At 71.7% G+C, this 8,163-nt stretch carries 10 protein-coding genes; all 10 read left to right on the forward strand.

What is annotated here, in order from left to right:
* On the forward strand, positions 1 to 829 hold an 829-nt coding region (gene tilS, locus AC529_RS10820), incomplete at its 5' end, for a tRNA lysidine(34) synthetase TilS (RefSeq protein WP_068756244.1).
* A 121-nt stretch (positions 830 to 950) separates the two neighbouring features.
* Positions 951 to 1,502, forward strand: a complete 552-nt coding sequence (hpt, locus tag AC529_RS10825; RefSeq protein WP_068756246.1) for a hypoxanthine phosphoribosyltransferase — start codon at positions 951 to 953, stop codon at positions 1,500 to 1,502.
* 325 nt (positions 1,503 to 1,827) lie between these two features.
* Complete coding sequence (gene ftsH / locus AC529_RS10830; protein ID WP_068756248.1) at positions 1,828 to 3,873, forward strand: ATP-dependent zinc metalloprotease FtsH; 2,046 nt, start codon at positions 1,828 to 1,830, stop codon at positions 3,871 to 3,873.
* Entirely contained in the window at positions 3,870 to 4,493 is a 624-nt protein-coding gene (folE, locus tag AC529_RS10835) for a GTP cyclohydrolase I FolE (RefSeq protein WP_068756250.1), read from the forward strand. Before ftsH ends, folE begins: the two co-directional genes overlap by 4 nt.
* Before the next feature lie 112 nt (positions 4,494 to 4,605).
* On the forward strand, positions 4,606 to 5,514 hold the full coding sequence (gene folP / locus AC529_RS10840) for a dihydropteroate synthase (RefSeq protein ID WP_083948124.1): 909 nt from the start codon (positions 4,606 to 4,608) through the stop codon (positions 5,512 to 5,514).
* Positions 5,511 to 5,948, forward strand: coding sequence for a nuclear transport factor 2 family protein (locus tag AC529_RS10845; protein ID WP_068756251.1), 438 nt, complete (start codon positions 5,511 to 5,513; stop codon positions 5,946 to 5,948). The genes folP and AC529_RS10845 overlap by 4 nt, the downstream gene beginning before the upstream one ends.
* Positions 5,945 to 6,325 carry a dihydroneopterin aldolase gene (gene folB / locus AC529_RS10850; RefSeq protein ID WP_068756253.1) on the forward strand — a complete coding sequence of 127 codons (381 nt, stop codon included), beginning with the start codon at positions 5,945 to 5,947 and terminating at the stop codon, positions 6,323 to 6,325. Before AC529_RS10845 ends, folB begins: the two co-directional genes overlap by 4 nt.
* The gene (folK, locus tag AC529_RS10855; protein ID WP_068756255.1) at positions 6,322 to 6,846 is read left to right on the forward strand and encodes a 2-amino-4-hydroxy-6-hydroxymethyldihydropteridine diphosphokinase; all 525 of its coding nucleotides are present in this window, start codon (positions 6,322 to 6,324) and stop codon (positions 6,844 to 6,846) included. Before folB ends, folK begins: the two co-directional genes overlap by 4 nt.
* On the forward strand, positions 6,843 to 7,337 hold the full coding sequence (locus tag AC529_RS10860; protein ID WP_232306694.1) for a DUF3180 domain-containing protein: 495 nt from the start codon (positions 6,843 to 6,845) through the stop codon (positions 7,335 to 7,337). The genes folK and AC529_RS10860 overlap by 4 nt, the downstream gene beginning before the upstream one ends.
* Before the next feature lie 95 nt (positions 7,338 to 7,432).
* Positions 7,433 to 7,999: a PH domain-containing protein gene (locus AC529_RS10865; RefSeq protein ID WP_068756882.1), complete on the forward strand. Its 567-nt coding sequence runs from the start codon at positions 7,433 to 7,435 to the stop codon at positions 7,997 to 7,999.
* Positions 8,000 to 8,163 lie beyond the last annotated feature (164 nt).

An 8,163-nucleotide genomic window follows, 5' to 3' on the forward strand; every position in this document is an offset into this window, starting at 1 on the left:
CCCCCGCCTCGGCCTGCGCGCGGGCGGGGTCACCGTGGACCACGGCCTCCAGGAGGGGTCGGCCGAGCGCGCCGACGCGGTGGCCGCCGTGCTCGACTCGCTCGGGCTGGCCCCCGTGGAGCGGATGTCGGTGACCGTCGGCACGGAGGGCGGGCCCGAGGGCGCGGCGCGCACCGCCCGCTACGCCGCCCTGGCCAAGGCCGCCGACGCCCACCGCGCCCGCGCCGTGCTGCTCGGCCACACCCGCGACGACCAGGCCGAGACGGTGCTGCTGCGGCTGGCCCGCGGCTCGGGCGCCCGCTCCCTGGCCGCCATGGCGCCCCGCACCGACCGCTACCTGCGCCCCCTGCTGGACCTGGACCGCGCCACCGTGCACGCCGCGGCCCGGCTCATGGGGCTGGAACCCTGGTCGGACCCGCACAACACCGACCCCGCCTACGCCCGCTCCCGGGTGCGCCACGACGCGCTGCCCGTCCTGGAGCGGGTGCTCGGACCGGGGATCGCCGAGGCGCTGGCCCGCACCGCCACCCTGCTGCGCGACGACGCCGACGCCCTCGACGAGTGGGCGGACCGGGCCGAGCGGTGGGCCTCGCGCGGGCCGGGCGCCCTGGACGTCGCCGAACTGGAGGCCCTGCCCCGCGCGGTCCGCACCCGGCTGCTGCGCCGCGCCGCCCTGGCGGCCGGCTGCCCGGCGGGCGCCCTCACCGCCGAGCACGTCTTCGCGCTGGACCGGCTCGTCACCGACTGGAGGGGGCAGCGCCACGTCGACCTGCCCGGGGGACGCCGGGGACGCAGGAGCGGCGGGCGCATCGTCGTCACCGCCGACTGACCGCGCCGGCGGCCCGCGGGCGCGCCCGGGTTGCGGTGCACCGGCGAGCGGGGCGGACCACCGCCCCGTCTATCCTGAGTGTGGTCGAGGAACCCCTAGCTGAGCAGCGAGGACCTGAAGCGTGGACGCGAAGGACATGGGATCCGCCCTGGACAAGATCCTGGTCACCGAGGAGGAGATCAGGGCCCGCACCCGGGAGCTGGCGGCCGAGATCGACGCCGACTACGCGGGCAGGGACCTGCTGCTCGTCGGAGTCCTCAAGGGCGCGGTCATGGTGATGGCGGACCTGGCCCGGGAGCTCCACCACCCCTGCGAGATGGACTGGATGGCGGTCTCCTCCTACGGGGCGGGCACCACCTCCTCGGGCGTGGTCCGCATCCTCAAGGACCTCGACACCGACATCCAGGGGCGCAACGTGCTCCTCGTCGAGGACGTCATCGACTCCGGGCTCACCCTGTCCTGGCTGGTCGGCAACCTCAGGTCGCGCAAGCCGGAGTCGGTGGAGATCTGCACCATGGTGCGCAAGCCGCTGGCGCTCAACGTCGACCTCGAGGTCAAGTACGTCGGCTTCGACCTGCCCAACGAGTTCATCGTCGGATACGGTCTGGACTACGCCGAGAAGTACCGCAACCTGCCGTTCATCGGCACCCTCGCGGCACACATGTACGACTGAGGGATCACAGGGCGGATTGTCACGGTCCGGGAACAACGGGGGTGCCGCAGAGCGTTGCGCTCATGACGGGACAACCGCGACCCACTCCGACCGTGCGAGTGGTGGGGGAGAGTCCGGGTGTACCGTCGATTATCCCGGCATCATTGTAGGGAGCACATGTCCGACAGGTCCCGCTTCCGGCGGTCGGCATGAGGTGCCGCGACGAGCCGACGGGGTCCGGTGCGACGACGGGTCGCCGCGCCGGGACGCCGACGCGCGCCGACGCCTCTGCGGTACGCGGAGGGACCGCTGTTAGAAGGGACGGGCCCGGCGGGGTTCCGTATAGATGAATCTGAAGCGTTTGTACCGTGGACCGTGGCTGTGGTTCATTGCCATCCTGCTGATGCTCCTGGTGGTCTCCCAGTTCATGGGATGGGGCAGTGGACCCGAGCACGTCAAGACCGACACGTCGAAGGTCTTCAACCTGATCGAGGAAGACCAGGTCAAGGATGCCAAGATCATCGACAAGGATCAGCGCATCGAGCTGACCACCGTCGACGGTGATCTGTACGAGGCGTACTGGGTGGACGGCCAGGGCGCCGAGCTGGCCGAGGCGCTGCGCGCCAACCAGGGCGGCAACCTGGAGGCCTACGACGTCGAGGTCCCCGGCGACAACATCTGGCTGTCCGTGCTGTTCAGCTTCCTGCCGCTGCTGCTGGTCGTCGCCGTGTTCTTCTTCATCATGAACCAGATGCAGGGCGGCGGCTCCCGGGTCATGAACTTCGGCAAGTCCCGGGCCAAGCTGATCTCCAAGGACACCCCCAAGACGACCTTCGCGGACGTGGCGGGCGCGGACGAGGCCATCGAGGAGCTCCAGGAGATCAAGGACTTCCTCCAGAACCCGGCCAAGTTCCAGAGCCTGGGCGCCAAGATTCCCAAGGGCGTGCTCCTGTACGGCCCGCCCGGCACCGGCAAGACGCTGCTCGCGCGCGCCGTCGCGGGCGAGGCGGGGGTGCCCTTCTACTCCATCTCCGGCTCCGACTTCGTCGAGATGTTCGTCGGCGTCGGCGCCTCCCGGGTGCGCGACCTGTTCGAGCAGGCCAAGGCCAACGCCCCCGCGATCATCTTCATCGACGAGATCGACGCCGTGGGCCGCCACCGCGGCGCGGGCATGGGCGGCGGCCACGACGAGCGCGAGCAGACCCTCAACCAGATGCTCGTGGAGATGGACGGGTTCGACGTCAAGGGCGGGGTCATCCTGATCGCCGCCACGAACCGGCCCGACATCCTCGACCCCGCGCTGCTGCGCCCCGGGCGCTTCGACCGGCAGATCGTCGTGGACCGCCCCGACCTGGAGGGCCGCAAGGGCATCCTGCGGGTGCACACCAAGGGCAAGCCGATCGCGCCCGACGTCGACCTCGACGTGATCGCCCGCCGCACCCCCGGGTTCACCGGCGCCGACCTCGCCAACGTCGTCAACGAGGGCGCCCTGCTGTCCGCGCGGCGCGGCCGGACCCAGATCGACATGGCCACCCTGGAGGAGGCCATCGACCGGGTCATGGCCGGGCCGGAGCGCAAGAGCCGGGTCATGTCGGACGCCGAGAAGAAGATCATCGCCTACCACGAGGGCGGCCACGCCCTGGTCGGCCACGCGCTGCCCAACGCCGACCCGGTGCACAAGATCACCATCCTGCCGCGCGGCCGCGCTCTCGGCTACACCATGTCCCTGCCGGTGGAGGACAAGTTCCTCACCTCGCGCTCGGAGATGATGGACCAGTTGGCCATGATGCTCGGCGGACGCGCCGCCGAGGAGCTCGTCTTCCACGAGCCCACCACCGGCGCCGCCAACGACATCGACAAGGCCACCACGCTGGCCCGCAACATGGTCACCGAGTACGGCATGAGCGAGCGGCTGGGCGCCCGCAAGTTCGGCAGCGGCAACACCGAGCCGTTCCTGGGCCGCGAGATGGCGCACAACCGCGAGTACTCCGAGGAGATCGCCTCGCTCATCGACGAGGAGGTGCGCCGCCTCATCGAGGCCGCCCACGACGAGGCGTGGGAGATCCTCGTCGAGTACCGGGACGTCCTCGACGAGCTCGTGCTGCAACTGCTGGACAAGGAGACCCTGTCCAAGGAAGAGGTCCTGGAGATCTTCGCCCCGGTGCGCAAGCGCCCGTCGCGCGGCTCCTACAAGGGGTACGGCAAGCGGATCCCCTCGGACAAGCCGCCGGTCCTCACCCCCAAGGAGCTCGCGCTCATGGGCCCCAAGGACGTGGAGGGGCTGGTCGGCGGGGCCAACGGGCAGACGAACGCCGCCAACGACCTCACCTGGGACCAGCAGCGGGACCGGGAGGCCGACCGGGGCAATCCCAACCCTGAGAGCAGACCGTGACTGAGTACGAGTACCGGGCCGGCGAGATCGACGCCGGCCTCGAACCCGCCGGGATCGACCAGCCGCGCATCGAGAAGGCGGTTCGCGAGATCCTCCTGGCCATCGGCGAGGACCCGGACCGGGACGGCCTCGTGGACACCCCGGCCCGGGTCGCCCGGGCCTTCGCCGAGCAGTACGCCGGGCTGCACCAGCGCCCCGAGGACGTGCTGACCACGGTGTTCGAGGCCAACCACGAAGAGATGGTGCTGGTCAAGGACATCGAGCTGTACTCCACGTGCGAGCACCACCTCGTCCCCTTCTACGGGGTGGCGCACGTGGGCTACATCCCCAACACCGACGGGCGGATCACCGGGCTGTCCAAGCTGGCCCGGCTGGTGGACGTCTACGCCCGCCGCCCCCAGGTGCAGGAGCGGCTGACCTCCCAGGTCGCCGACGCCCTGATGGAGCACCTCGAACCGCGCGGCGTCATCGTGGTCGTCGAGGCCGAGCACCTGTGCATGACCATGCGCGGCGTGCGCAAGCCGGGGGCCAAGACGGTGACCTCCGCGGTGCGCGGCTCCTTCCGGGAGAGCGACAAGACCCGCGCGGAGGCGATGGGGCTCATCATGGGCCACCGCTGACCCGGAACCCCTTTTTGGCGGGAACTTGACCCGCTGGGGCGCGAGGCCGGGAGGATCCGGGGGAGAAGGCCAGGAAACCTGACGTTGACGGGGAATCTGTAGGCTGACGACTATGGCGACGACAAAGGAGCTTCCCGGCCTTCCGGTCGAAGAGCGCTGTCTGGTGATGGGGGTCGTCAACGTCACCCCCGACTCGTTCTCCGACGGCGGCCGGTGGTTCGATGCCGGACGGGCGATCGAGCACGGCCTCCGGATGGTCGAGGAGGGCGCGGACCTCGTCGACGTGGGAGGCGAGTCCACCCAGCCCGGCGCCCAGCGGGTCCCCGCCGAGGAGGAGCTGCGCCGGGTGCTGCCCGTCGTCACCGAGCTCGCCCGCCAGGGGGTCACGGTGAGCGTCGACACGATGCGGGCCGAGGTCGCCTCCGCGGCCGTGGAGGCGGGCGCGGTGCTGGTCAACGACGTCAGCGGCGGGCAGGCGGACCCGCAGATGGCCCGGCTGGTCGCGGCCACCGGCGTCTCCTACGTGTTGATGCACTGGCGTGGGCATAGTCATGACATGCAGAAGCGCGCCATCTACACCGACGTCGTCCAAGAGGTGTACGACGAGCTGGACCAGCGCATGGCCGACATGGTCGACCAGGGCGTCGACCCCGGCCAGATCATCATCGACCCCGGACTGGGGTTCGCCAAGAGCCCCGACAAGGGCCACAACTGGGCGCTGCTGGCCCACCTGGACCGCTTCGCCGACCTGGGGCGGCCGATCCTGGTCGGCGGCTCGCGCAAGCGCTTCCTGGGCAGACTGCTCAGCGACGCCGACGGCAACCCCCGCGGCTTCACCGAGTGCGACGACGCCACCGTCGCCGTGACCGCCCTGGCCGCGTTCCACGGCGCCTGGGCGGTGCGGGTGCACGACGTGCGCCCCAACGCCGACGCGGTCCGGGTCGCCCGGGCCTGGAGCACCGGAGGGACCGCCCTCGTCCACGGGCGCGCCGACGCCCCCCGCTCCCGGGGCGGCCAGTGAGGTCCCGGCAGGAGATCGAGGAACGGGTGGCCGCGGCCAACGCGGACTTCTACCAGGCCATCGAGACCGGCGACATCGACCTCATGAGTCGGGTGTGGGCCGAGGAGGACCAGGCGCCCGACCTCGTCTGCGTCAACCCCGGCTGGCCGATGCTGCGCGGGCGCGCCGAGATCATGCGGGCCTGGTCGCTGGTCATGGCGAACATCCCCTACATCCAGTACGTGCTCACCGAGACCCACATCGGCGTCAGCGGGGACATCGCGATGGTCACCTGCGAGGAGAACGTGCTGACCGCCGAGGACGACAAGCCCGGGTTCGTGGCGGGCGGCCGGGTCGTCACCACCAACCTGTTCGTCGAGACCGAGCAGGGGTGGCGGCTGTGGTCGCACCACGCGTCCCCGGTGATGCTGCACGAGGACGACGAAGGCGAATGACCGAGACGTTACGGCCGCTCGACCGGATCTCGATCCGCGGACTCCGCGCCCGGGGCAGGCACGGCGTGTTCGACTTCGAGCGGCGCGAGGGGCAGGAGTTCGTCGTGGACGCGGTCCTCGGCGTGGACACCCGTCCGGCGGCGCGCAGCGACGACGTCTCCGACACCGTCGACTACGGCGAGCTCAGCGACCGCCTCGTGGCGGTGGTCGAGGGCGAGCCGGTCAACCTGATCGAGACGCTCGCCCAGCGGCTCGCCGACGTCTGCCTGGACTCCCCCCGGGTGGTCGAGGTCGAGGTCACGGTGCACAAGCCGGACGCCCCCATCCGGCACCGCTTCGACGACGTGTCCGTCACCATCACCCGGAGGCGCCCGTGAGCACCGGAGCGGACCGGACCGTGCGGGTCGTCCTCGCCCTCGGCAGCAACCTGGGCGACCGCCTGGGCCACCTCCAGGGCGCCGTCGACGCGCTCTTCGGCACGGAGGAGCTGCGCCCCGTGGGGCTGTCCCCGGTGTACGAGACCGCGCCCGTGGGCGGCCCGGACCAGGACGACTACCTCAACGCGGTGGCCGTGGCCGACACCCCGCTCGGCCCGGAGGCGCTGCTGGAACGCGCCCAGGCCGTGGAGCGGGCCTTCCACCGGGTCCGCGACGTGCGCTGGGGCCCGCGCACCCTGGACGTGGACGTCGTCGCCTACGGAGACCTGGTCCGCACCGACTCCGAACTGACCCTCCCCCACCCCCGGGCGCACGAGCGCGCCTTCGTGCTGCGGCCGTGGGCCGACGTCGACCCCGACGCCGTCCTCACCGGGCACGGCCCGGTGCGCGAGCTGCTGGCGGGCGTGGCCGACCAGCAGTTGCGGCGGCGCGACGACCTGGTGCTGCGGGTGCCGCGGTGAGCCCGTCCGACAACGGCCGCGGCCACCGGGTGGGCCCCACCCGGTGGCCGGTGCCGCTGCTGGTCGCCGCGGTCACCGGGTTCGCGGTGTTCCTGCTGGTCCGTGAGACCTACGCCAGTCTCGTGCTGCTGCCGTGGACGGCGATCCCCACGCTGGGGCTGCTGGCGCTCGGCGAACTGGTCACGGCGGTCCACGTGCGCCGCCGGATCCGGGGCGAGCCGGGGACCGAGCCGATCGAGCCGATCAGCGCGGCCCGGCTGGTGGCCTTCGCCAAGGCCAGCGTGCTGCTCGGGGCGCTCGCCTGCGGCGCCTTCGGCGGGTTCGCGCTGGCCCTGCTGGACTGGCTGCACAGCGCGCACGCCAGGGCGGACGCCCTCGTCGCGGGCGGCACCGCGCTGTCCGGGCTGCTGCTGGTGCTCGCCGCGGTGTTCCTGGAGTACGCCTGCCGGGTGCCGCCCGACGGGCAGGAGGACGGCGGCGCCAGAAGCTGAGATCAACTGCCTCGATCACCGGTTTGACCGACAGGCGGTGAGTAATTTATTGCGTAGTGCAGCGGTTCGTCTGATCGGGGATGGGGTTGACTGGAATCGTGGATTTCGCCGAATCTCCCAGAACGCCACGCTTGGCGGCCCCGGTCCTGCCGGAGCCGAAGGACTCTCCGGTGGAGACGGCCTTCGCCGCACCCCCGGGAACCGAGTGGAACCGGTTGGACCCGGTGTTCACCCGGTACCGCAGACTGCTGACGGCCCTCGTCGCCGTGCCGGCCGCCGCGCTCGGGGGAACCGGGGTGGGGCTGTGGCTGCACTGGGCGATGGGCGTGGCCGTGGCCGTCCTGGTGCTGCTCGCCATGGCGGCCGCCTGGGTCACCGCCGAGGGCACCCGGAGGTCCTGGGGGTACGCGGAGGGGGAGCACGACTTCTACCTGACGTTCGGCACGGTGATCCGGCAGCTCCTGGTGATCCCCTACGGCCGCATGCAGGTGGTGGACGTCACCGCCAACCTGCTGGAGCAGGCGCTGGGAATCGCCACGGTGCGGGTGCGCACGGCCGCGAGCACCGCTGACGCGCGCATTCCGGGACTGCGGCTGGCGGACGCCGCCGCGCTGCGGGACCGGCTGACGGAGCGCGCCGAGACCTTTCCCACGGGGCTGTAATACGTGAGCGATCCGACATCCGAACCACGACCGCCGCAGCGACCGCACTCGCCCGGAGCGGCGGACCGTCCTGCCCACGGGGAGGCGCACCGGCCCTTGGCCGACGACGCCTTCCCCGACGACCATGCCGAGCCGCTGCCGGAGCCGGAGCCGTTGGACGCCTA

The organism is Thermobifida cellulosilytica TB100 (assembly GCF_001517975.1).
In the GTDB taxonomy this organism is placed as follows: Bacteria; Actinomycetota; Actinomycetes; order Streptosporangiales; family Streptosporangiaceae; genus Thermobifida; species Thermobifida cellulosilytica.